This window comes from Pseudoalteromonas sp. MMG022 (assembly GCF_021654245.1).
In the GTDB taxonomy this organism is placed as follows: Bacteria; Pseudomonadota; Gammaproteobacteria; order Enterobacterales; family Alteromonadaceae; genus Pseudoalteromonas; species Pseudoalteromonas amylolytica.
Genome location: NZ_JAKFZQ010000001.1, coordinates 172124 through 195056 on the forward strand (window position 1 = coordinate 172124; position 22933 = coordinate 195056).

General features: G+C 42.5%; 22 protein-coding genes. 2 read left to right on the forward strand and 20 right to left on the reverse strand.

Annotation, left to right across the window (positions count from 1 at the left end; all coding sequences use genetic code 11):
• Positions 1-30: 30 nt before the first annotated feature.
• The 8 genes from L1070_RS00605 to L1070_RS00640 all read right to left on the reverse strand — a co-directional run bounded on the left by L1070_RS00605 (position 31) and on the right by L1070_RS00640 (position 6556).
• Positions 31-657 (reverse strand): LysE family translocator, encoded by a 627-nt coding sequence (locus tag L1070_RS00605; protein WP_237124070.1) that lies wholly within the window; start codon positions 655-657, stop codon positions 31-33.
• 33 nt (positions 658-690) lie between these two features.
• Positions 691-1509 carry a hypothetical protein gene (locus tag L1070_RS00610; RefSeq protein ID WP_237124071.1) on the reverse strand — a complete coding sequence of 273 codons (819 nt, stop codon included), beginning with the start codon at positions 1507-1509 and terminating at the stop codon, positions 691-693.
• A 24-nt stretch (positions 1510-1533) separates the two neighbouring features.
• Positions 1534-2277, reverse strand: a complete 744-nt coding sequence (locus tag L1070_RS00615) for a transporter substrate-binding domain-containing protein (protein WP_237124072.1) — start codon at positions 2275-2277, stop codon at positions 1534-1536.
• A gap of 81 nt (positions 2278-2358) precedes the next feature.
• Positions 2359-2745 (reverse strand): hypothetical protein, encoded by a 387-nt coding sequence (locus L1070_RS00620; RefSeq protein WP_237124073.1) that lies wholly within the window; start codon positions 2743-2745, stop codon positions 2359-2361.
• Complete coding sequence (locus L1070_RS00625) at positions 2745-3674, reverse strand: ornithine cyclodeaminase family protein (RefSeq protein WP_237124074.1); 930 nt, start codon at positions 3672-3674, stop codon at positions 2745-2747. The genes L1070_RS00620 and L1070_RS00625 overlap by 1 nt, the downstream gene beginning before the upstream one ends.
• Before the next feature lie 14 nt (positions 3675-3688).
• Entirely contained in the window at positions 3689-4771 is a 1083-nt protein-coding gene (locus L1070_RS00630) for a Xaa-Pro peptidase family protein (protein ID WP_237124075.1), read from the reverse strand.
• 87 nt (positions 4772-4858) lie between these two features.
• A complete protein-coding gene (locus tag L1070_RS00635) occupies positions 4859-5527 on the reverse strand; it encodes a GntR family transcriptional regulator (protein ID WP_237124076.1) in 669 nt (222 codons plus the stop codon).
• A 60-nt stretch (positions 5528-5587) separates the two neighbouring features.
• Positions 5588-6556 carry an NAD(P)H-quinone oxidoreductase gene (locus tag L1070_RS00640; protein ID WP_237124239.1) on the reverse strand — a complete coding sequence of 323 codons (969 nt, stop codon included), beginning with the start codon at positions 6554-6556 and terminating at the stop codon, positions 5588-5590.
• A 297-nt stretch (positions 6557-6853) separates the two neighbouring features.
• On the opposite strand from L1070_RS00640, the gene L1070_RS00645 reads away from it, so the two are divergent.
• Entirely contained in the window at positions 6854-7687 is an 834-nt protein-coding gene (locus L1070_RS00645) for a hypothetical protein (protein WP_237124077.1), read from the forward strand.
• Here the strand turns inward: L1070_RS00645 and L1070_RS00650 are convergent.
• Genes L1070_RS00650 through L1070_RS00665 form a run of 4 tightly spaced genes read right to left on the reverse strand, consistent with a single transcriptional unit; the run spans position 7684 to position 14036 of the window.
• Positions 7684-8985, reverse strand: a complete 1302-nt coding sequence (locus L1070_RS00650; protein ID WP_237124078.1) for a HAMP domain-containing sensor histidine kinase — start codon at positions 8983-8985, stop codon at positions 7684-7686. The two genes, L1070_RS00645 and L1070_RS00650, sit on opposite strands and share 4 nt — an antisense overlap.
• The gene (locus L1070_RS00655) at positions 8985-9671 is read right to left on the reverse strand and encodes a response regulator transcription factor (RefSeq protein ID WP_237124079.1); all 687 of its coding nucleotides are present in this window, start codon (positions 9669-9671) and stop codon (positions 8985-8987) included. The genes L1070_RS00650 and L1070_RS00655 overlap by 1 nt, the downstream gene beginning before the upstream one ends.
• On the reverse strand, positions 9664-12867 hold the full coding sequence (locus L1070_RS00660; RefSeq protein WP_237124080.1) for an efflux RND transporter permease subunit: 3204 nt from the start codon (positions 12865-12867) through the stop codon (positions 9664-9666). The genes L1070_RS00655 and L1070_RS00660 overlap by 8 nt, the downstream gene beginning before the upstream one ends.
• Positions 12864-14036: an efflux RND transporter periplasmic adaptor subunit gene (locus tag L1070_RS00665; RefSeq protein WP_237124081.1), complete on the reverse strand. Its 1173-nt coding sequence runs from the start codon at positions 14034-14036 to the stop codon at positions 12864-12866. The genes L1070_RS00660 and L1070_RS00665 overlap by 4 nt, the downstream gene beginning before the upstream one ends.
• Before the next feature lie 702 nt (positions 14037-14738).
• On the opposite strand from L1070_RS00665, the gene L1070_RS00670 reads away from it, so the two are divergent.
• Positions 14739-15128, forward strand: a complete 390-nt coding sequence (locus L1070_RS00670) for a hypothetical protein (RefSeq protein WP_237124083.1) — start codon at positions 14739-14741, stop codon at positions 15126-15128.
• A gap of 205 nt (positions 15129-15333) precedes the next feature.
• Here the strand turns inward: L1070_RS00670 and pyrF are convergent, their stop codons facing one another.
• The 8 genes from pyrF to serC form a co-directional block, all read right to left on the reverse strand.
• Positions 15334-16038 (reverse strand): orotidine-5'-phosphate decarboxylase, encoded by a 705-nt coding sequence (pyrF, locus tag L1070_RS00675; protein ID WP_237124084.1) that lies wholly within the window; start codon positions 16036-16038, stop codon positions 15334-15336.
• 100 nt (positions 16039-16138) lie between these two features.
• On the reverse strand, positions 16139-17275 hold the full coding sequence (locus L1070_RS00680; RefSeq protein WP_070985416.1) for a lipopolysaccharide assembly protein LapB: 1137 nt from the start codon (positions 17273-17275) through the stop codon (positions 16139-16141).
• A gap of 2 nt (positions 17276-17277) precedes the next feature.
• Positions 17278-17541 (reverse strand): LapA family protein, encoded by a 264-nt coding sequence (locus L1070_RS00685; protein WP_070985415.1) that lies wholly within the window; start codon positions 17539-17541, stop codon positions 17278-17280.
• Positions 17542-17563: 22 nt separating this feature from the next.
• On the reverse strand, positions 17564-17851 hold the full coding sequence (ihfB, locus tag L1070_RS00690) for an integration host factor subunit beta (RefSeq protein WP_070985414.1): 288 nt from the start codon (positions 17849-17851) through the stop codon (positions 17564-17566).
• A gap of 59 nt (positions 17852-17910) precedes the next feature.
• Entirely contained in the window at positions 17911-19578 is a 1668-nt protein-coding gene (gene rpsA, locus L1070_RS00695) for a 30S ribosomal protein S1 (protein WP_070985413.1), read from the reverse strand.
• A gap of 95 nt (positions 19579-19673) precedes the next feature.
• On the reverse strand, positions 19674-20387 hold the full coding sequence (gene cmk, locus L1070_RS00700; RefSeq protein WP_070985412.1) for a (d)CMP kinase: 714 nt from the start codon (positions 20385-20387) through the stop codon (positions 19674-19676).
• 158 nt (positions 20388-20545) lie between these two features.
• Positions 20546-21823, reverse strand: a complete 1278-nt coding sequence (gene aroA, locus L1070_RS00705; protein WP_237124085.1) for a 3-phosphoshikimate 1-carboxyvinyltransferase — start codon at positions 21821-21823, stop codon at positions 20546-20548.
• The gene (gene serC / locus L1070_RS00710; RefSeq protein ID WP_237124086.1) at positions 21823-22905 is read right to left on the reverse strand and encodes a 3-phosphoserine/phosphohydroxythreonine transaminase; all 1083 of its coding nucleotides are present in this window, start codon (positions 22903-22905) and stop codon (positions 21823-21825) included. Before serC ends, aroA begins: the two co-directional genes overlap by 1 nt.
• Positions 22906-22933 lie beyond the last annotated feature (28 nt).

Here is a 22933-nt window from a genome sequence, read left to right on the forward strand (position 1 = left end):
GTTCACAACACATAATTAGGTTAAGTCAAACTACAATCCCCCTAAACTTCCAAGCATATTTGCAATTTCGAATAAAACAGGCAGTACCGACAAGACCAACAACAATGCCATTGTATAGTTAAACCACTGGCGGTAACTGCGTTTAGCTAGATACTTTTTCAATACAGTGCCAAACACCAACCATGTACCAACACATGGAAATGATACAAGTAAAAAGACAACTGATATTTGCATATTCTCTTCTAAGTCCGCCGTTCCGATCGTTGTGAATGCGGCGATAGCGCCGGATGCTACTATCCAAGCTTTTGCATTAACCCACTGATATAAAGCACCATTTAAAAAGGTCAATGGAGAGCCTTGCTGTTCAGTATTATAAGATGTGGCTGATTTGGCTATTAGCACGGCCAAATATAGCAAATAGGCTACGCCAACTATCTTGATCCCTAGGTGAAGTTGAGGGTATAACGCAAACACTTGCATAAAACCAACACCAACTAAAAACAGCATAATTGTAAATCCAATACATATGCCAAATAGCAAAGGGATACTTTTTCTAAGCCCAAAGTTTACACCTGATGTCATTACCAATACATTGTTTGGGCCAGGCGTTATTGAAGAAGATATTGCAAATAGCATCACTGCGAACAAATATTCCATGTAATTGAATCTCCGTAAAACTGATTTATTGACTCACTGACCCGCTATTGATTGGTAGTTGCTGAGCCTTTTGATGCAGGTTAATTCAATCACACGAGGCAGGTGAATCACTAAGCTTTGCGAGCTGATATAAAGCACCCAGTTTAGCTCTCTGGCCAATGGATAAAACCCTTGGCCATCATTGCCAAATATCCACATTGTACCTATAACACAGTCAGCCACTGTAGCCAAAACTAACCCAATCGAACAGAGCCATATGCCTAATGGCGCAGATATTCCATACATATACCACAGTAATATACCGCTGGCCCCAATGAGTGTTATCAGTATGCTGTAAAAATATGTTACTACGATAATGTAAAGCTCAGCTTCTACATTAACCATATTGATGTAGCTTAAGGTCGCCACAGCAAACGATAATAACGTTACCTTCGCTAAGAATTGTGCACTGTAGTAGTGCTTAAAAATGTAGCCCATTACGAGCAATAACATTACATAACCTGGTGCAAAAAATAAAACGGAGTCAATCAAATAATCATGTTTGACAACATTGCTACTATCAAAAAAATGATTGCTCAAATTAAAGTTAACAACATCGCCACAGATACATAATATCAACGATGCTAAACACCCCTGTGCCAACACGTTGCGCCAAGGTACACCTTCAACAGAAGCCTTAATCAACAGGCTATTTAGCAACATCAGGCCAAGCGTGGCAAATTCAAACGCTAGGATATAGTAGCGCGTATCGCTTCTAGTAATTGACCAAAATCCAAGCATAGCGCCAACAGAATCGAATAAGGCCAACAACACAGCCAGTGAAGAAAGCATTACGTACTTGTCTAATTTCAAAATGATCCTTTTAAACCCTGTGCGCTATCGATAGCGATTTCTAATTTGGCTTAATTGCTGAGTACTTAGCGCATGTAATTGTTTTTCCAGTAACAGCGCCTTATCAGCACTATGTTGTGCATTATAACCTATGTATTGAGGCTCAATGTGAAGCGGTTCGTCAAATACATATACCGGAAGTTTAAACCTACTGACAATCTGTTTTGCCCAATACCTATCTACCAACAACGCCTCAACATGTGACGTTTTCAAAATGCTGAACAAAGCCTTTGCATCTTCGTCCGACGCCTCGTAATAAGAGCGTCTAACAATATCTGCATTGAGCTGTGTTAGTTTCTCATAAACGTCATCGGGGTAGTCATACTCCTGCGCCAATATAACTCTAAATTCCTGCAAGTTTTGCGTGTCTTTAATAGATTTTAATTGCTGATTTTGGGCGACAGCAAACGCCAACTGCCATGAAGAGAGCGAATAATTAATCATGTTTAAGTTGTCAGACTCATCTATGTCTAAGATAAAGTCATACTTACCTAATTTTACGTAGTCTTTGCAGCGTTTAAAGGGTAATTCCGTGAAGGTTAAAGCTACATCTGTGTTTTTGAACGCGCTCTTCAGAATATCGACCTGCATTCCTTTGACTTCACCTGCTTCGGTGAAATTATAGGGCCACCATCTTGAAAAACATATGCGCAACTGTGTGATTTCGCTTTGTGCTGCAAATGCCGCTTGCGTAATAGATAAGACGATGAGCGCGATGAGGATTTTCATAATCTGGGTTTTGCTGAAAATAAATTATATGCTTACCTCTTAGCGTAACCCAAAGTGGACGTAGCGCAACTCTAACCAACATTATAAATAGCTAAGTGCGCTACAAATGATCATCAGTAGAGTCGAAATCCCCCACAACTTAACATAACGCGATTTCTCAAATGTATTGTCTAAACATTGTGACGGATTCTCAGGATCGATAAAAATATAGGTGGCCTTGTTAGCACAAAACGAGTCATAAAGTGATTGTTTAAACGCTGTCTGACAACTATATTTTTTGTTATCAAAGGTAAACTCTACTAACAGGCTTGAAGCGCTAAGCATCTCTATTGGCCCAGCTGTGTGTTGCTTCACTTTGGTCAGTCTCTCAACCTGCACTTGGCGCCATAGCCTTTTCTTTTTACTTTGAGCAAGCGCCGTAAATATAACAACGATGCTCAAAGCCACTAATATCAATAACACCACCATTAGCTGTTTAGCCTGTATACCAAAGATGCTGTTATTAAGTCACTCAAGGCCATGCCCACAGATTTAAATACCGTGATTTCTTCATTTTGACGCTGCCACGTCATATCATGCATCTCGCTAAGCTGTGCTATCACGTCACTTTTTGTGAATAACCCTTGTTCCATGGGAATAAGCAGTTCACCGGCTTCTTTGAGTACATTCACTTTACTGTCAACAAACACAGATCCGCGCGTTATCGTGGTGATATCGCATTCAGAGCAATCAGCATGATGGTTGCCAATTAGATCCACATGCGCCCCTTCTTTTAGCCAACTACCTTCAAACAATGGCGTGTGAGAACCTGTTGCACAACTGACGATATCCGCATTAGCAATGGTACTTTGATTTGACGTACCAATCGCAAACTTAACATTAGGATACAGCGGGCGAAGTTCATCTATAAGCTGTGCCGCTTTATTTGTATTTCTTGCGATAACAGTCACCTGATTTAGATCTCTTACAGCAAGGTGCGCCTTGATCATATACGGCGCTAAATTGCCGGTGCCAAAAAATACTAGGTGCTTGGCGTTTGTTCGTGACAGGTACTTGCTTGCTAGAGCCGAAACCGACGCCGTACGCCAAAGCGTAACACTGGTACCATCAACTAACGCAAGCGGTACTCCATGGGCGCGTTCAAACAGTATTATCTTTGAATATAAACTCTCATATCCATTGCTAGCGTTGTTAGGAAAGTATGTAAATGCCTTAACCCCGATATATTCGTCATTCCACGCAGGTAAAACCGCAAAGGCATCAGCTGATGACTCGGTTAGTGAATATACGTTACGTGGGGGCGTACCTGCTGGTTTTGCAAAACCTTTTTGTAGTTCATCGATCACACTTTCAAAGCTAAGCGTTTGATGTACTTGTTCTGGTGAAATAACTAGCATATTAGACTTCCTTATTAACTAGGTAAAACAAATGATTTCGGTGCATGAGTGAGATACTCAAAGCCTGATTCGGTTACAAGAATATCGTCTTCAATACGCACGCCACCAAGATCTGGTAAATACACGCCGGGTTCAATGGTAATGATGTTCCCAGCACGCAATGTATAGTCAGTTTTGCTGTTAATAAACGGTACTTCGTGAAGAAATAGACCTAGACCATGACCCAAGCCCTTACCTGCATAATCTTGATAGCCTTCAGCAAACAATACTTCTTCTGAGCAGTGATTTAAGTGCTGGCAGCTAACCCCTTGTTTCACATTTGCAAGCGCAGCCTGCTGAGCACATAAGACGGTATCGTACATATGTTGTTGCTGCTTAGTTGGCTCGCCAAACACAAAGGTTCTTGTCATATCACTGCGGTAGCCATTTACTACCGCGCCAAAGTCTATCAACACTAAATCTTGATGATTGAGCTTGGTATCTCCTGGTTTACCATGTGGTAAAGCACTGCGCTTTGCGAACAACAATATTGTGTCGAAGCTGACTCCGTCTGAGCCGAGCTTTTTCATTTTATAATCAAGCTCAGTTGCCAGTTCCTTTTCAGTCACGCCCAAAGATACCAGTTTTAGCATATCCGCTAATGCGATGTCCGCTATTGCCGCTGCTTTTTTGATACTGTTTATTTCCCATTCGTCTTTAATAGCGCGCTGCGCTTCTATAAGCCCTTGAATAGGAGTTATTTGCACATGTTGTAACTGAGAGTGGATTTCCTGCCAAACGGGCACAGTTACATAGGCTGCATCAAACCCTGTTACACCCGAAGGCATTAGCTGTTTGATACACTCACCAAGCGTTTGTGTCTCTCTATCACGACAAATCACTTCACAGTGGTGCGCCTCACTTTTAGCGCGTTCATAGTATCGATAGTCCGTGATCAGGTAATTACTCGTCGGGGAGATTAATAGGTATGCGGCATTGCCACTGAAACCGCTGAGATAACGAATATTCTCAAAGCCAAAAACCAAAAGGTTATCAATCTGTTGTAATTTAAGCTGTTGCTTGATTTGATGTTGTCGGTGAAGGTAGATAGCGTTCATAGCATTAATTGTTATTGCTCTAATAATTGAGCAATAACATAACGCAAAACAAAATTGCATACAATATTAAATATTCACATTTAGGTGCTATTTGTGGTTCTGTTCCATTTTTATTAATAGCTGTTTGATGTCGTCTTTGGCACCCGTGATGTGCTTTTTCAAAAATGCACACGCTTGTTCTACGTCTTTATTTTTACAAAGCTCTAGCAATGTTCGGTGCTCTTCTGGTGCGGTATTTATGCCACCAGCTAACAAAATATGCATACGTACATAGCGCTCGGAGTTTTTACTATATACATCAACCAGCTCAGCTGTTTGCGGGCGCTGAGCTTTACTGTAGAGCTTAGAGTGAAACTGTGCGTTGAGCTTACCGGTCGCAGATTCGGTATCACCAGCGGCTGTGGCCTCTTCGAGATCAAACAGTATCGCCTCGGCCTCGAGCAAATCTCTTGGTGTTAGGTTTGCTATTGAGTGGCTCAGTAGCTCTGCTTCTAATAACGCACGAAGGTCGAATATTTCATCGATTTGCTCCGCACTTAATTGCGTTGCTGTAGCACCTTTATGCGCTTCGAAGTTTACCAGCCCTTCTGATTCTAATTGCAAAAGCGCTTCTCGTACCGGAATACGGCTAACATTGAGTTCATCGGCTAGTGCGGCTTGACGCAACGGTTCACCCGCTTTGATTTCGCCAGATAAAATCTTTTCTCTAATTGCTTCAGCAACCAACTGCGTACGTGTTTTATGCTCGATGCCCATAACATTCTCTCAAATTGCATTTAGCATACATTATACATACATTATTGATTATCGCCATATTTACAACGACACCTTCGCTACCACCTTACCTAAGTTCTCATTTTTGTGCAAAATTGCATGTGCCAATTCAATTTCGCTCAATGCAACCGTTTTATAGACCGGAATGGCCATATTTTTTGAAAAGATGCTGCTAGCGAATTGTTTTTTAAACGCATTCACAAGTTCCCGCTTATACTCTTGGTTTCTGTTACGCAGCGTAGAGCCATGCAAATTAAAGCGCTTCGCTAGAATTTGCGCCATATCAAGCTCTACCCGACGCCCCCCTAACATCGCCAAATTAATACAATGGCAATCCATAGCCGCCACTTTTACATTCTTACTTACATACTCTCCAGCAACAGGATCAATGATCACATTGGCCGTTAACCCTTGCGCTTTCATCACCTCTACAAAGTCATCCAGAGTGTAGTTGATTGCCAAATCAGCCCCTAACTGGCGGGCGTACTGACATTTTTGCTCAGTGCTTTGCGTCGTCACAACTTTTGCCCCCACAGCCTTAGCTATTCTGATAGCGGCGCTGCCAACCCCCGACGCACCACCGTGGATAAGCAACGTCTGCGCTTTTTGTAAGCCGCCTAATCTAATCGCTGCGTCAAATGCCGTTAAATAGACCTCAGCAAGGCTTGCAGCAGTCTCAAAACTAACTTCATCTGGTATTTCAAACAACTGCAGTGCATCAATACACACATATTCCGCGTATGCACCACCGGCTGTAAGCGCAAACACCCGTTTGTTAAGCAACCCTTGAAATTGAGGGTCTCCACAGCCCACAACAGTGCCCGCCGCTTCCAACCCCAAAATAGCGCTATCTCCATCCGGCGCTGGATATTTACCTTGCTTTTGCAGTAAATCGGCACGGTTGATGCCAAAAGCAGCGACTTTAATTAACACCTCATGTTTTTGAGGTGTCGGAATAGCCGTTTGCGCAATGCTCAACTGTCCAGATTCATCGTAATTGATGTAGTTCATTGTTGCTTGATGTTGCTGATTTGCCATTTATCCTGTTCCTAAGGTTACAGATGTAATGCATTTATGATGCTACAACATACCTAGAGCCTAGCGCTAGGTATGTTGTTTGTCTTGATGTTTTATCTTTGTTGAGCAATAGAGGCTTTCCACCTCGGTTATTATCGTGAGCTAGAAGCGCCACTATGCTCAAAATCTATCAAACTTATGAACAAAACTGGATCTGCTTAATGTCCTTTTATGTAATGGTTTTTTATTTTAACGGTCTACTATTGCATAACGACACAGGAATCATCGCATATGCGCACACCTACTTTATCTAAATCTCTGCTTGGCTTGGCTTTGTTGCTTGCAAATTCAACGCAAGCTGTTGAGGTTCAATACACAAACCTATCAAGCCTAAGTGAGTCCCATCAGAAAAAAGTACAAAGCTGGATAGACAATGGTCTCAAAAGTACCTTCAAAACACTTGGGCCGTTAAAACAACCTGTGTTGCCAGTCTTTCTACAGCCCCGATATTTTGCCATTGAGCCGGTTCCTTGGGCGAGTGTTAAACGAGGCAGGTTTGACGGTATTGAGCTTCACTTTCATCGCTATGCAAGCGAGTCTTCATTAATTAAAGATTGGACTCTTTATCATGAGCTATCACATCTTTATCACCCGCTATTTGATTATGAGTATTTTTGGCTCAGTGAAGGGCTCGCTACTTATTTACAGAATATTATTATGTTGGACAACGGAATTATTGATTATAGTGAATTCAAGCAACGCTTGAGAGCTGGGCTAAAACGAGGCCGCCTACAGAGTTACTCAATTAAGGGGCCACTTAGTGAAGTGGCCAATGACATGTGGCAACTTGGTGCACAGCAAAGAGTCTATTGGAGCGGTGCCGCGTTTTTTATTGAGGCAGAGCTTGCTTTGAAGCAGCAAACAGGTCCATATAAATCAATTGCACAACTTATTAAGCAATATCAACAATGCTGTAAACAAGCTAATCACACCGCAAAGCAATTTCTAACGACCCTAGATAAACTGTCAAAAAGCGCGATTTTTTCTAGTCTTTTTAACACCTATGCGATGCGCCAAGACTTTCCTGTGATCACTCAAACGCAACTTAACAGGCTGAGGTTTTAAACCGTTTGGTTGCAAAAAATAACAGTCACTGTACGTCCATGACCATTGTCTTCACTTTGGTAGTGCCACTGATACTGGGAGGTCAGTCTTTGTGTTAACTCAAGTCCAAGACCAAACCCTAGCTCATTGCTATTCAGTTGCGGTGCCTTATCTTCATTGCTTATCGTCACTTGCATAGCATTTTGTACAATATTAACTTGTCCTTCATTGGTATGAACAAACGCATTTCTGATAATGTTACTCAATATTATCCTGCATACCGTCTCTGGTAAGGAAAATACTCCCTCACCCGTTTTAGTCACAACGGTAACGGGCTTATCATTGAGCAAATATTTGAGCTCAGCTGTAAGTTCTTGTAATAACCGCGACAAAGATACCTCGGTAGTTGGCACTTTTCTCATAGCATCACGGTTTAGCCACAACAATGTGTCCATTAGTGAAGACATAGTGAGCGTGGCACGTTGCATTCTATTTACACAAACGAGCAGCTTTTCTTTGGGCAAGTCGCTGGTGAGCATTTTCTCCAATAACTCTGCGTTACTTCGTGACACGGCTATGGGTGTGCGCAATTCGTGGCTGGCATAGGCCAAAAAGCGTTTTTCTCGCTCAACACTTTGCTTTACAGTGCACATACTCTCAACTATCAGCTTCGCTAGAGTGTTCAGCTCACTAAAGTTAAACTCAGGCACAGGTTGTTCTAACTTTGACTCATCTAATTGCCCTGCCCAGCTTTTTAAGCGCTCGACCGGTCGAGTAACTTTTCTTAGCACTAAAAACAGCACAATCACAAACACGGTGATAGCAGCAATGGCTGTGGCGATAATTATCACAAAGTGCGGAGTTTTAGGGGGTTCTAATAAAGTTTTATCTTGAGAACTAAATATGGTGGCTACATAAAGAGTCTGAGTTTTATTTTGCACCTTGATTGCGAAATACCCTTCAACAGGCGGTGAAAACCAACCTCCCCCAACCATATGTTTGTTCAATTCGTTAAGTTCCATGTCAGCCTCATTTATATGTTCACGTATCGGCTTTGGCATATCCTCCCATCGCTGCTTGATAATAAATTGCTGACTTAGCAGCGCCTCCTCACTCCATGGTTTTGTAATGCCACTAAGCGATTCTTGCCCACTGACCTTCAGCTGTTTTGCCTGTGAATACATAATGCCCCGCATTGCCACATCCATCCCTGTCGAAAAATAGTACATACTCAGTGTCGACAACAGCACGATACAGCTCACTCCACTGAGCAGCATGGCTACCAAAACGTAAATTCGTAAACTGATCCTGATCTTCATCAAACGCCCATTTTCTTTATGGCAAAGCCTTTTCCAGCAACCGTATGGACAAGCTTAACTTTATGATTCGCATCAACTTGCTTTCTTATATAAAACATATGCACCTTGAGGCTATTGCTATCGGGGGGATCATCGGCCCATATCGCCTCTATCAGCCTTCGTCGTGAAACTACGTTAGGACTCTCACGCATTAAAAACTCCAGTATCTTGGTAGCAATAGGAGACAAACTGAGTAGTTCATCCCCTCTGTGTACTTCCTGGCATTTTACATCCAAATGTAAGTCTTCTACCGTTAAGCGCTTAGCCTGACCACTTTTACGTTTGGCCAAAACTTGGGTTCTTACTACTAGCTCTGCCATGGCAAATGGTTTGATTAAGTAATCATCTGCGCCTTTTTCAAACCCCGCTAGCTTATCTTCTAACGTATCCCTTGCAGTGAGCATAAGCACCGGCGTATCAACCCCTTTATGGCGTATTTGCTCGCACACTGCCAAGCCGTTAACGCGCGGCAGGTTCAAATCCAAGATGATGACATCATAGTGATGCCTTTCAATTAAGTTGATAGCCAGTGCGCCGTCGCTGGCATGATCGCAATAAAGCTGCTCTAACGCGAAGTAATCCACAATCGCTGCGCCAAGATCTCTGTCATCTTCAACGAGTAAAACACTTAGCTGTGTATTATTCATGGTGTATACCTTTTGCTTGGCCTGTGCTCTCCAAAGTTACATGTTTTAGCTTTTTTAAAACTACGCCACTTCGCTTTTGATTTCTAAGTGCATTTTTCGTTTGTTCCAGTATTAATAATAGAGTTGGCGTCAGAAATAATGTAATTAATGATGCGAATAAAATACCGTAACCCAATGCCGCTGCTGCGGGGATCAAAAACTGCGCCTGCAAAGATGTTTCACTTAAAAGTGGTAATAGGCCTGCAAAAGTCGTGATTGAGGTCAGCAATATGGCACGAAGCCTAGAGTGTGCGGCCACACTGATAGCTTCCTTAATTGATAACGCCCCCTCTTTTTTCAACTGATTATAGCGATTCACTAACAGTAGGCTGTCGTTTACAACCACGCCACTTAGCGCCAAGATACCGTTAAGTGACAGTATGCTAAGAGTCAGACCGTTGATCCAATGCCCTAAGATAGCGCCGACCACACCAAATGGAATTGCACTCATGATAACCAAGGGCTGCAAGTATGATTTCAACGGAATCGCCAGTAGTGCAAATATCGCCACCAGTGCAAGAACAAACATATGTACCATCGAACTGCCCGTTTCTTGCTGCTGTTGCGCCTCACCTGCAAACTCAAAGTTCACATCTGGGTAGCGTGATGCCAACTGAACTAATGACGTGTCGCGCAGTTGCTTGATCAATTCATGGGGTGCGATGGTGGATTTATCGAGTACCGCACTGATGAACACCGACCTTTGTCCATTGGTTCGCTTTATTTCGGCACTTTGATACTGACTTGTCACCTTAGCAACATCACTGAGCGGCATCCGCACGCCACTGGGTGTTGTGATATAAGCTTTGAGGACATCAGCGAGTGTTTGTCTTTGTGCTTTTGGGTAGCGCACTCGCACTTTGATCTCATCTTCACCACGTTGGAAGCGCTGCACGATATCGCCACCAAAGTTCTGTAATACTTGCTTGGATAGCTCTGCACTATCAAGGCCCTGCGCTCTACCATAGTCGGTTAGTTCAAAGTAATACTGAGGTTCTCCTAAGTCTAGATTATGGTCAACACCACTGACGCCTTGATGACTTTTCACCTCTTCTAACAACGCATTACCCGCATTCTTTAGCGCTTCACTATTGGATGACTTTAAAAGCACCTTGAAGTTATCAATCATTCCTCTTTTAGCGAGTACTTTGGTCTTTTTAACCCCCTCAAGCGTACCTGCTGACTGACGCCACATATCTGCAAATTCATACGCGCTGTAAGGACTATTTTTGTCCAGTTCAATGGTCACAGTGCCTTGCGTATCACTCTCAGCCAATACTTGTATGCTTGAGATAAAACTGCGCTCGGTTTCGTTGCCTTGGTCATATCTATTGCGCAGCATATTATCGCTATAAATCGCTAACTCTTCTAAAATCAGTAAGTTTTTATGAGTTTGACCAAAACTTGCGTCATTATATAAAGTGATATCCGCACTGACCGTATCTCCCGGCACTTCGGGGAAAAATGCCACACGTACTTGCCCAGTAAATGGTAATGAAATTACACCTATCATGAGCGTGATAAATACCACGATTACTTTCGCTTTGTGATTTAACGCATAAGCTAAGCCTTTTTGATAGAGGTGCTCGTTAAAATAGTTAAGACTATTATCTGCACATGCACTGATCTTTGCCCACCAACCTTGTGATTGGGCTTGTTTACGCGTATTAATATGCGTCAGGTGTGAAGGGAGTATCAGCTTTGACTCAACAAGTGATAGCAGTAAGGCAATCGCTACAACCGTACCAAACTGCGCATACACCTGCCCTAAGCGACCTTGGACATTACTCAACGCAACAAATGCTACCACTGTGGTTAACACGCCAAAGATGGTGGCCGCAGCGACATTTTGTGTGCCCAAAATGGTATTGTCATGGCTATCGCCGTATTGCGCTCGGGTGTGATAGATGCTTTCACCAACGACTACCGCATCATCTACCACAATACCCAACGCCATAATAAAACCAAATGTGGTCATTTCGTTGAGTGTGAGGCCAGCGAAGCTTTCGGTCATAAAGAATAGCGTACCGCAAAACACAAATGGCAGGCCCATAGCAACCCAAAGCGCCACTCTCACGTTCAAAAAAAGCGCTAGTACAATGAATACCAGTGCTATTCCCGTAAGCGCATTTTTAATCAGTAAAGACAGGCGCTCGGTGATCAGGGTACTTTTGTCTAGCCAGCTTTCAATATGCATGTTTTCAGGCAGTATGGCCGAATTTTGCCAATCGCTGACAACCTCTTTTGCCTGCTCAACCATAGTGACCACATCACCAAAGTCATCCATAACGATTTCTAGCGCTACTGCGGTTTTACCGTTGTAGCGAGATACAGCAAAACTGTCATCTTCAATAATGCGCGTAACGGTTGCAATGTCTTTTAATACAATAGCACCACCTGAGACAAAGCTCTTAATAACGATTGACTCAAAATCGCTCACCTTAAACGCTTGATCAAGTACCTTAAGTCGAACCGATTTATCTTCGTGTCTTAGGCTTGTGCCAATCGCGTATGAAGATTCTTTGTTGATAGCCTCAGCAACTTGCTTGAGCGTTAGGCCGTAGGCTTGTAGCGTTTGCTCTTGGACTTCTACAGATATCATAGCTTGCATCTTGGCTTTGATCTGTACGTCTTTAATATCGCTTTTTGCAAGCAATTGTGCTTTTAACTTAATAGCCCAGTCGTTTAAGCTTTGCCTGTCTGCATCACCATATAGTTGCACCCATAACACGTGATCCTGACGTTTAGCTTTGGTAATTACGGCAGGTTCTGCTCGCTGTGGCAAATTATTGATAGCGTCAACCTGCGCTTTAACATCTTGGTAAAGCGTGTCAATATCATAGCCACTTTGCATTTCTATGCTGACATGCGCACCATTGGCATTTGAGGTAGAGGTGATATTTTTTATCCCCCCAACCGACTGCAGCGCATTTTCAATTTTAATGGCAACGCCCTGCTCAGCCTGAACTGGCTCGCCACTGTCATAAACAACAGACACAGATACTGTGTCAGGTTCAAGGCTCGGGAACGCCTCTTTGCGTAAGTTGTTAACCGATAAAAGACCAACGAGGATCACAGCAATAAACAGCAAATTGGCGGCGACCGAGTTGTGTGCGAACCAAGCGATGATGCCTGATTGTTTATTTAAATTGCTCATAAGCGCGCCTCATCAACGGCTTTGACCATCATGCCTTCAACAAAATGACTTAAAGGTCTTTTCACGATTTTTAACGGCTGTGTTGCCAGTGGCTTTACATACACCGATGAATCTTGTGAAAATACTGTGTTGGCACTTTGTTTATGCAGTTGCCCTTGTTCGTCAACAAACCAAACATCGCCTGATTGCGATATGGCAGACGCTGGAAGCTTAACGAGTTCGTCTTGTACACCTTGCAACGTGACTTTGACAAAGCTGCCCGCAAAAAGCGGCTCGTTGTGCGCAAGGGGTTGTTCAACAACGACGATAACTGAACGTTGACGCGTATGAGTATCAATGTGACTTTCGATGCGTGAAACATAACCATGCCATTGTGCTAAGTTATTGTTAGCCAATTCAACGCCAACGGGCCAAAGATCTTTTTCTAACTCGCCATTAATTTTAACGTTTAGCTCTTGCCATTGACGCTCTGATAGCGGGATTGAAATTTCTACCTGTTCGATATCGTATAGCACTCCAATGCGGGTATTGGCGCTTAAATAGCTGCCAAGGTGGATGTCACGCGCTACAACAAGCGCATCAAAAGGTGCTGTAATGATCGTGTTATCAAGCGCTACTTGTGCCTTTTTGAGGGCTTGTTGTGCATAAGCAAGATTTGCTTTTGCAGCGGCTAGCTGAGGTTTTCTAAGTACAAGTGGCGTTGCTTTTTGGCCGCCTTCTTTGCCCAGTAACCACTCTTGATAGGCGACTTCCCCTTGCCTTTGCTCTTGTGCTAATTCAAGCTCTGCCTGAGCTACTTGTGCCTTTGCTTGAGCCAGTTGCATTTGATAAGTGCTATCTTCAATCCTTGCTAATATGTCGCCTTTTTTGAGTATTTGCCCAGATGCGAATTTATCACTCAAAGAAACCACTTTGCCACTGACGTCACTGGTGAGGCTTAACTTATAGCGCGGTGTTACTTCACCAAGTCCTGTTACGCTCGCCCGATAAGTATCGACGTTAACATTAATAACCCCAACTTGCGGTAAGTTTGCTTGCTTAAGTACGGGTTGCTGTACGATTTGCTGCGTCGCTTCTGGCTTGTCTGTCACACAGTGCGCTTTGTTGTAAATGAACACACAAGCAAACGCCGTCACACTCATCATGACACTTAATAATTTAAACTTCATAATAACGCCCTAAACCCAAGTCAACATTGAATGATTGCTGTGAAAACATGCTGATTTAACCCCTATTTCGCTAATGCGAATGAAATCTAAGAAATGACAACTATTTGATTCGTTGCACATAATGCGCTTCTTTAAAACTGAATGCGGGCAGTTTAAACTTTGATCGGTTAAGAGGGGGTTAAAACGAATTCAAAAGGGTTAATACTGGTACAACAATAGTTTTAAGTCTAAGCCAAAGTTTATATCACAAACACACGTGACGGCTTAAAACTAGACAACCCATTGATGATAAAAGAAAAGATGTACTGTGATTAAATTAGCACTAAAGAAATTATTTCCAAAAGACTATACATAAGGTAGCGACCGTACCGTTTGAGCCTAAGTGTGAAGATATTGTGTTATCGTTCGGTGCTTTCTATTGTAACATGCCATGAGGAAACTGTACTAACCAAGTTATTAGCATAAAATAAAACCGTCCCAACGCTTATTAACACCCTTTGATCCATCAGCCATACACAATACTTTGCTTCTAGTTTACCTCCGTCTACCCAATATATTGCTTATCAACTACTTACTCACAGGCTTAATGTAAATAAAAAAGGAACAAAATGTTTTGTTTTAATAACTGATATGTTAACTTTTTAGCACTCTTGGTTTGAAGAGCTTTTCTCAAAAATATATGTGTATAAGGAATAATATACAATGAAAGCATTAAACAAAATTCTAGGCATCGCCGCTTTAGCGCTAGGTGTATCAGCAAACACAGCTTCAGCAGCTGAAGTAACGATATCAGAAGTTAATTATGGTAATGGTGTCATCGTCGAAACTGCTGATGTTATTTTAAACTACAGTCAAGCAGGCACTTTTACCATGAACGTAAGCGAAAACCATTTAACTGTAAATGCTGTAGACTCAAATGGACGTAGATTTAGTTGTGTTATGAATGGTGTGGTGACATATGATAAGCCAAATATACTAGAAAAGGTAACTAACATTGCAGCTACTATAAGAGAAGGCGATAGAGTCCAATTCCAAAAACAAAAAAATGTTTTACCTCAAGTTTGCCATGTCAAAAAAATGTTAAAATTCTAAACATCATATTTAGCAATGGAAAGTTGAGACACTTTCCATTTTTGCGTATTCGCCTGATTAAACTTTAACGCTAAAACCAATGTAAAGTTAGCTGTTAGAACTACCTAACAAAGCTACAGGAATATGCTATTGCACAGCTAGAAAAGAGTGATGGCTACCTGATCAGAGCAGCCTGTCGAAAACCCTTGTTGAATTTTTAAATTCTCTAACCAATTGATTTATTGATCTCTTTTAGTGTTTCAAGCGGATTATCTGCCTGTGTAATTGGGCGGCCAATTACCAAGTAATCACTGCCAGCTTCAACGGCTTTTTGTGGGGTCATGATACGTTTTTGATCTCCCGCATCACTGCCTGCTGGGCGAATACCTGGTGTTACCAGCTTAAACTCTTCGCCTAATTGAGACTTTAACAATTGCGCTTCTTGTGCTGAACACACTACCCCATCAAGGCCCGCTTCTTTTGCCAATTTTGCTAAGTAAACCACTTGCTCTTGCGGTGTTTTCTCAATACCTAAACGTAGCAATTGGCCTTGGTCCATGCTGGTAAGCACTGTTACGGCTATCAATAGTGGTGCTTTATCACCATACTTTGCTAGGGCTCCTTTGGCTTTTTGCATCATTTCTAACCCGCCGCTTGCATGAACATTCACCATCCAAACGCCTAATTCTGCAGCTGCGGTAACAGCCTTAGCTACTGTATTTGGGATATCGTGAAATTTTAAGTCCAAAAACACATCAAACCCTAACTCTACCAGCTCTTTTACAAATTCTGGACCAAAGTAAGTAAACATCTCTTTACCTACTTTCAAACGACACAGAGATGGAGAAAGCTGTTTAACAAACGTTAATGCTGCTTGCTTGTCGTCATAATCTAAAGCAATAAGTACTTTTTTCGAATCTGTTTGAGACATAGTATTCCTACGTTTACCTGAAGTTTGAAAATTAGAGGATATAGCTGCGGATATTATACCAAAAGTTTGTCAGTTGACCTGAGCTTTTATTACATTTCAATTAATAACCGTCTAAGCCTTTACTCGGGCCAATTGTTTCCCAGTGCTTACACGACGGACATAACCAATAAAGTTTGTGACTACTAAAACCACATTGCTTACACTGATATTCAGGCTTAGTTGCAATGTAAGATGTTACGAGTTTGTCTATTTCAATCAGAGCCGACTTTATCTTCGCGTTGTTATTACCCAGTAATTGCAATAAAAAGCTAAAGCCGCGTATAGTAGGTTCTCGTTTTAAACTATCGGTTAAAAACTCTACCGCTTGCTGGTGATTTCCCTTTTCGAGCAGCGCTTGGCAGTGCTTAATTCTGATCAGCACACCACCTTTACAAAGCAATTCTTCGATTAACTCATCAAACTGGTCTTTAAGATTTAGCTGTATATAACTTTGTTCTAATTCTTTGATATACAAAGGTGCAGTATTGGTCTTACTGACTACCAGTTTGCGCCAATAATAAATCGCTTTAACATGGTCTTGCTTCTCGAAAGCCTCTTTCCCTAATTCATAATAAGGCCGGATAGTCATATGATCTAAAGCACATGCTTTTTCCATAAGCTTAGGAGTGTTGTCAACTAACGCTGCCTCACAATAAAAATTAGCGACCGCCGCACAATGTTGAGCTTTTGTGAAAAGCTCACTATGGGCTTCAAACATACTTATTCCCTTGTGCCATTCGCGCATCTGAGAATAAAGGTTTATGATAGGATCCAGCGCTTCAACATAGCTGTCTTTAACCAAAATAACGAGGTGTTCTTCAGCACTGTCTAGCAAGCCTGCTAACACATAGTCCTGAGCCAACTCTAGACGACACGACGCCATATTGCTGCTGCTCAGACTAGGCTGATTTAACAATAACTCGTGAATTTTTATCGCTCGGTCAAGTTCACCCCGTTTACGAAACAAGGTTGCAAGCGTTAGATAGTGTTCAACAGAATCTGCTGATACTTCAAGAAGCTGGATTAGATGTTCAAGGCCCTGATCTTCTTCTCGATCAAGTAGAAATTTCAGACCTTTACTGTATTGTGAGGTGATTTGGCGATTGAGTTCAAGAGCTTGGTTTTTAGCACTGTTTTTCCCCATAACATAGCCATACGCGGCAGCTACAGGAAGCAATAAGAACAACAGCTCAGTCATGGTCAGCGTTCAGTATCAGGTGTCATTTGACGATTACTTTTCTTAAGCCGATAGTTTTGCCACTTCAACTTCGAAAATACCGAAACGCTTACCACACACCCAACGAATACACCGACAATAAAGCAAACACTCATTAAGGTTGATAACGGTAAAGTACTGCTGGCTATAATGTAATTTACGTCGACAAGGTTAGGGTTTTGAGTCCCTACTACAAATGCCAACAATATAAAAACAAGCGCCAATCCTTTTTTAGCTACCCTGATCAAGTGTTACTCCATGTGTTCGGTATTATTTAATGCTGTCGTTTACACGATCACGCAACTCTTTACCTGGTTTAAAGTGTGGAACGTATTTGCCATCCAACTCAACTGTTTCGCCAGTTTTTGGGTTACGGCCAGTGCGAGGTGAACGATAATGTAATGAGAAACTACCAAAACCACGGATCTCGATACGATCAGAGCTTGATAATGAGCCTGCCATTTGTTCAAGAATTTCTTTAACTGAGTTTTCTACATCCTTTACAGGAATATGTGCATGTTGCTCTGCTAGTTGTTCTATCAATTCTGACTTTGTCATAATGTTTCCTTAGATATAAAAAGGAAGGGCTAAAGTGCCCTTCCAGTTAAGACTCTGTATTAGTCTTTTTGAGCGTTTTTGAAAGCCGCTGCCATTGCGTTTTCGAACGCAGGCTCTTCTTTCTTCAACTTCTCAAGAACTTCTTTCTCTTCAGCTTCGAACATAGCTTTAACTGATAGGCTGATAGTACGGTTCTTACGATCAACACCTACAAATTTAGCTTCGATTTCGTCGCCAGCAGAAACAACAGTTGTTGCATCTTCGATACGCTCTTGAGCGATGTCAGCTACACGGATGTAACCTTCAACACCTTCGATAAGCTCAACAGTTGCGCCTTTTGCGTCAACTTCAGTCACTTTACCTTTAACAATAGCACCTTTTTTGTTTGCGTCTAGGTAGTTATTGAAAGGATCAGCTTCGATTTGCTTAACGCCAAGTGAGATACGCTCACGCTCTGGGTCAACTTGAAGAACGATAGCTGTGATTTCGTCGCCTTTCTTGTACTCGCGTACAGCTTCTTCACCTGGAGTGTTCCAAGAGATGTCAGAAAGGTGAACAAGACCGTCGATACCACCGTCAAGACCGATGAAGATACCAAAGTCAGTGATTGACTTGATCTTACCAGTAACTTGGTCGCCTTTGTTTTGAAGACGAGCAAATTCTTGCCAAGGGTTAGCGATACATTGCTTAAGACCTAGAGAAATACGACGACGTTCTTCGTCGATTTCAAGAACCATAACTTCAACAGTGTCGCCTAGGCTAACAACTTTTGAAGGGTGGATGTTCTTGTTAGTCCAATCCATTTCAGAAACGTGTACTAGACCTTCAACGCCTTCTTCGATTTCAACGAAACAACCGTAGTCAGTAAGGTTAGTTACACGACCAGAAAGCTTAGCACCTTCTGGGTAACGGCCAGCGATAGCTGCCCATGGATCTTCACCAAGCTGCTTAAGACCTAGAGAAACACGAGTCTTCTCTTTGTCGAACTTAAGTACTTTAACTGCGATTTCGTCGCCAACATTAACGATTTCTGAAGGGTGCTTAACACGCTTCCACGCCATGTCAGTGATGTGTAGTAGACCATCAACACCACCTAGGTCAACGAACGCACCGTAATCTGTAAGGTTCTTAACGATACCTTTAACTTCTTGACCTTCAACAAGGTTAGCAAGAAGTTCTTCACGCTCTTGTGAGTTTTCAGACTCGATAACTGCACGACGTGAAACAACTACGTTGTTACGCTTTTGGTCAAGCTTGATAACTTTAAACTCAAGCTCTTTACCTTCAAGGTGTGCTGTGTCACGTACTGGACGAACATCAACAAGTGAACCAGGTAGGAAGGCACGGATTGAATCAACTTCAACAGTGAAACCACCTTTAACTTTACCGTTGATGATACCCATAACGGTTTCTTGCTCTTCGCAAGCTTTTTCAAGGCGGATCCAAGCTTCGTGACGCTTAGCTTTCTCACGAGAAAGAATTGTCTCACCGAAGCCATCTTCGATTGCATCTAGTGCTACATCTACTTCGTCGCCAACCGCAACTTCTAGTTCACCAGCAGCATTTTTGAATTGCTCTGCAGGGATGGCACTTTCTGATTTTAAACCAGCATCAACAAGAACGATGTTGTTCTCGATTGAGATAACAGTACCTTTAACGATAGAGCCTTGCTCTGCTTCAAAACCCTTTAGGCTTTCTTCAAATAACTGCGCAAAATTTTCTGACATACTAAATACGTCTCATAAATTGATATTCCAATTAGCAACCATGCTGCATGGGGTAGTTAAAAAAACACCGGCGTCCTGCCAGCGCATTAAAAATATTAGGCTAAGCGCGATTTTTCGAGCTTACCTGAAACCACTGCGTCATTAAGTATTGCCATTACATTTGCAAATACTTGTTGCGCATCCAGTTCGGTCGTATCAATCACGATTGCATCATCTGCTGGAACAAGCGGCGCCACTTCGCGATTCATATCGCGATCATCACGGGCCATAATATCCTGGAGCAGACCACTTAGTGTAACATCTAGCCCTTTAGCATTCAACTCTAAGTATCGTCTGTTAGCACGTTCTTCTGCACTGGCAGTGAGATACAATTTTATTTCCGCATCAGGAAATACGACGGTGCCCATGTCTCTACCATCAGCGATTAAACCTTGTTCACTTCTAAATGCACGCTGGCGGCGCAACAGAGCTTCACGAACGCGCGGTAACGCTGCTACTTTCGATGCTGCAGAACCTACTTTTTCGTCACGAATTGTGCTACTCACATCCTCTCCCTCTAAGATGACTTTACTCTTCTTAGTAGTCGGATCGATGAGAAACTGTACGTCTAAATTGGCTGCAAGTGGCACCAAAGCTTCTTCATTGTCCAAAGCGATTTGATGGTGAAGTGCAGCGAGGGACAATACACGGTATATAGCGCCGCTGTCCAAAACATCCCAATTTAGCTTTTCGGCTAACAAGCGACAAACGGTTCCTTTGCCTGATCCACTTGGGCCGTCTACGGTGATAACTGGCATAGATGCCGGCATTTAAACCTCCTGAAATGCTCACCTGAAATAAATCGCGAGTATTATACGCAAGTTAAATGAATTTATCCTTAGTTACATGTAACTTTTTGTTAGATAGGCACTAAAACATGATGTTTAGAGCTGTTTTAGAAACAGCTCTAAACAAAATAAATCGGCGATTAAACGCTGATAGACGCGAGCACGTCAAAGTAGGTAGGAAAGGTCTTCGCAGTACAACCTGGGTCGTTGATTATCACTTCATGTCCACCTACCGCTACCATCGAAAAGCACATCGCTATACGGTGATCATTGTAAGTATCGATATCAGTTAGATGGATTGTGCTAGGTGGCGTGATCTCGATAAAGTCATGCCCTTCAACAACCTCTGCGCCAATTTTTCTAAGCTCAGTCGCCATTGCTGCTAAACGGTCGGTTTCTTTCACACGCCAGTTATAGATATTTCTAATTGCTGTAGGTCCGTCAGCAAAAAGCGCAACGGTTGCTAACGTCATCGCCGCGTCGGGGATAGCGTTCGCGTCAATATCTACGCCTCTTAATGCACCTTTACGTACAACTAGTTTTTCGTCATGCCAGTCAATCTTAGCACCTACTTGCTCCATAACTTTGGCAAAATCGATATCACCTTGTACGCTTTGCTTGCCTACACCATTGATTTCAACTTCACCGCCAGCAATCGCCGCTGCTGCTATGAAATAAGACGCTGACGACGCATCTCCCTCAACCATAATACGCTTAGGCGATTGGTACGTTTGGCCGCCCTTTACGCTGAACGTTTGATAATTATCATTGATCACGTCCACACCAAAGTGCGCCATTACGCCAATCGTTATATCGATATAGGGTTTGGAAACCAGTTCGCCTTTTATGCGAATACAGGTATCACCGGCAAACAATGGTGAAGCCATCAGCAAAGCAGTTAAAAACTGACTGGATATACTACCGTCTATTTCCACTTCACCACCACTTAGGCTTTCGCCATTAATACGCAGTGGCGGGTAGTCTGGATTTTTTAGGTACTGAACATCTGCGCCCAACGCTTGCATCGCGTCAACTAAGTGACCAATTGGACGCTCTTCCATGCGAGGTTCACCAATGAGTTCATACACACCTTGTGTTGCTGCAAGTACAGCTGTTAGAGGTCGGTATGCAGTGCCAGCGTTACCTAAAAACAAAGGCTGTTGCGGCGTTTGCAGCTTACCTGCACACCCTTTTACGGTCGCTACCGTTTTATCCTGATTTAATGTGACATCAACTCCCATTTGCTCAAGCGCACCTATCATGTGGCGGATATCGTCACTATCTAGCAGGTTATGTACCTCGGTAGTTCCCTCTGCAAGTGCAGCAAGTAGTAAAATACGGTTAGATAAACTTTTAGAGCCAGGCAAAGTAACGCTACCTGACACTTTGGAAATAGGTTTAAGTGTTAACTGTTCCATTAACTATGCTCCTTGGCAAATTTATCCATAAACTCAACCAACGCTTGTACACCTTCGACTGGCATTGCATTATATATGCTTGCTCGCATCCCGCCCACTAAGCGGTGCCCTTCTAGAGCAACCAGCCCAGCTTGTTCCGCCTGTGCCAAGAACAGCTCATTCAAGCTATCACTTTTTAGCCAAAATGGCACATTCATCAAAGAGCGACAATGTTTGGCAACCTTATTGCTATAGAACTCAGAGCTGTCGATATAATCGTACAAAATAGCCGCTTTTTTCTTGTTATGCGCTTCCATTGCTGATACGCCACCCATCGCCTCAAGATGCTTGAAAACTTCAGCGGCCAGATACCAAGCAAACGTTGGTGGTGTGTTATACATACTGCCTTGTTTAGCTTCAATGGTATAATCAAGAATTGATGGGCGAGGCAAACCTTCACGCGCTAATAAAGTCTTTCTCACAATGACGATACACAAACCTGAAGGGCCGATGTTTTTCTGCGCTCCAGCATAGATAATATCAAAGTCGTCCACGTTAATTTCACGAGACAAAATGACCGATGACATATCCGCCACAATAGGTGCACTATCATGCTTTGGTACGTCAAAAATCTCAATACCATCAATTGTTTCGTTAGGGCAATAGTGAATATAAGCTGCTTTTTCTGGTAAATGCCATTGTGCGACAGGTTGAATATCAAATACCCCGTCCTTATCTGTACGAATATTTATACTCTCTACAGCAGTAAACTTAGCACCTTCTTGGCTTGCGCCACTTGACCAAATACCATTTTCTACGTAGATGCCAGGCAACCCGTCAAGATGCAAATTAAGCGGCACCGCTGCAAATTGCCCTCTTCCACCACCATGCATAAACAATACTTCAAACTCATCTGAGATATTCATCAAACGACGAAGGCTTGCTTCACACTCTTCTACCATTGCCAAAAATGGTGCAGAGCGATGACTTATTTCCATGACCGACACACCCAGATTCTGCCAATCTAAAAACTCTTGTTGTGCTTTTTTCATTACCTCTGGTGGTAACATCGCAGGACCCGCACAAAAGTTATATACCGTCATTTTCCTCATTCCTAAACAACATAAAATT

Bases quoted from the DNA above. Each gene is read 5' to 3' on its own strand.
- L1070_RS00605 (WP_237124070.1), bottom strand. From the start codon at position 657: ATGGAATATTTGTTCGCAGTGATGCTATTTGCAATATCTTCTTCAATA.
- L1070_RS00615 (WP_237124072.1), bottom strand. From the start codon at position 2,277: ATGAAAATCCTCATCGCGCTCATCGTCTTATCTATTACGCAAGCGGCA.
- L1070_RS00620 (WP_237124073.1), bottom strand. From the start codon at position 2,745: ATGGTGGTGTTATTGATATTAGTGGCTTTGAGCATCGTTGTTATATTT.
- L1070_RS00625 (WP_237124074.1), bottom strand. From the start codon at position 3,674: ATGCTAGTTATTTCACCAGAACAAGTACATCAAACGCTTAGCTTTGAA.
- L1070_RS00630 (WP_237124075.1), bottom strand. From the start codon at position 4,771: ATGAACGCTATCTACCTTCACCGACAACATCAAATCAAGCAACAGCTT.
- L1070_RS00635 (WP_237124076.1), bottom strand. From the start codon at position 5,527: ATGGGCATCGAGCATAAAACACGTACGCAGTTGGTTGCTGAAGCAATT.
- L1070_RS00640 (WP_237124239.1), bottom strand. From the start codon at position 6,556: ATGAACTACATCAATTACGATGAATCTGGACAGTTGAGCATTGCGCAA.
- L1070_RS00645 (WP_237124077.1), top strand. From the start codon at position 6,854: ATGCGCACACCTACTTTATCTAAATCTCTGCTTGGCTTGGCTTTGTTG.
- L1070_RS00650 (WP_237124078.1), bottom strand. From the start codon at position 8,985: ATGAAGATCAGGATCAGTTTACGAATTTACGTTTTGGTAGCCATGCTG.
- L1070_RS00655 (WP_237124079.1), bottom strand. From the start codon at position 9,671: ATGAATAATACACAGCTAAGTGTTTTACTCGTTGAAGATGACAGAGAT.
- L1070_RS00660 (WP_237124080.1), bottom strand. From the start codon at position 12,867: ATGAGCAATTTAAATAAACAATCAGGCATCATCGCTTGGTTCGCACAC.
- L1070_RS00665 (WP_237124081.1), bottom strand. From the start codon at position 14,036: ATGAAGTTTAAATTATTAAGTGTCATGATGAGTGTGACGGCGTTTGCT.
- L1070_RS00670 (WP_237124083.1), top strand. From the start codon at position 14,739: ATGAAAGCATTAAACAAAATTCTAGGCATCGCCGCTTTAGCGCTAGGT.
- pyrF (WP_237124084.1), bottom strand. From the start codon at position 16,038: ATGTCTCAAACAGATTCGAAAAAAGTACTTATTGCTTTAGATTATGAC.
- L1070_RS00680 (WP_070985416.1), bottom strand. From the start codon at position 17,275: ATGACTGAGCTGTTGTTCTTATTGCTTCCTGTAGCTGCCGCGTATGGC.
- ihfB (WP_070985414.1), bottom strand. From the start codon at position 17,851: ATGACAAAGTCAGAATTGATAGAACAACTAGCAGAGCAACATGCACAT.
- rpsA (WP_070985413.1), bottom strand. From the start codon at position 19,578: ATGTCAGAAAATTTTGCGCAGTTATTTGAAGAAAGCCTAAAGGGTTTT.
- cmk (WP_070985412.1), bottom strand. From the start codon at position 20,387: ATGCCGGCATCTATGCCAGTTATCACCGTAGACGGCCCAAGTGGATCA.
- aroA (WP_237124085.1), bottom strand. From the start codon at position 21,823: ATGGAACAGTTAACACTTAAACCTATTTCCAAAGTGTCAGGTAGCGTT.
- serC (WP_237124086.1), bottom strand. From the start codon at position 22,905: ATGACGGTATATAACTTTTGTGCGGGTCCTGCGATGTTACCACCAGAG.